This is a genomic window from Colwellia sp. BRX10-1, from assembly GCF_014077545.1.
GTDB lineage: Bacteria > Pseudomonadota > Gammaproteobacteria > Enterobacterales > Alteromonadaceae > Colwellia_A.
Genome location: NZ_JACGWC010000085.1, coordinates 1 through 758, shown reverse-complemented (window position 1 = coordinate 758; position 758 = coordinate 1). Strand labels below are relative to the sequence as shown.

Sequence of the window (758 nt, the reverse complement as noted above, 5' to 3'; positions counted from 1 at the left end):
GAAACTGTTTCTGTCGTAGAAGATACAACCGCCACAGGCAATGTGTTAGATAATGCAGCAACTGCAGATGGACCGTTAACCGTAACGAGTTTTACTGTTGATGGGAATACGTATAATGCAGGTGATACAGTTACTCTCACTGAAGGTGAACTCACTTTAAATACAGACGGTAGCTACACTTTTACACCCAATGACAATTTCAATGGTGTTGTGCCTGTTATTACTTATACTGTCACAGATGGCGCCGGTGACACTCAGAGTTCTACGCTTACAATTTCAGTGACACCAGTTTCTGATCTAAGTGACGATAATGAAACCGTAAGTGTCGCAGAAGATACAACCGCCACAGGCAATGTGTTAGATAATGCAGCAACAGCAGACGGTCCAATGACCGTCACCAGCTTTACTGTTGGTGGGATTACGTACAATGCAGGTGATACGGTTACTCTTGCGGAAGGTGAGTTAACTTTAAATACCAATGGTAGCTACACCTTTACACCGAATGATAACTTTAATGGTGCTGTGCCAGTGATCAGCTACACCGTTACTGATGGTGTCGGTGATACCGAAATTTCTACCTTAACAATTTCAGTGACACCAGTTTCAGATTTAAGTGATGATAGTGAAACTGTCACGATAGCTGAAGACACAACAGCCACAGGCAATGTCCTTGATAATGCAGAAACAGCAGATGGTCCACTAACTGTTACAAGCTTTACGGTTGGTGGGAATACCTATAATGCAGGTGATACCGTTAC

General features: G+C 43.0%; 1 protein-coding gene. It reads left to right on the top strand.

Features of this window, described 5'->3' with window-relative positions; all coding sequences use genetic code 11:
* Nucleotides 1-758, top strand: a 758-nt coding sequence (locus H4J75_RS19640; RefSeq protein ID WP_182223061.1) for a tandem-95 repeat protein, incomplete at both ends; no start/stop codon positions are given.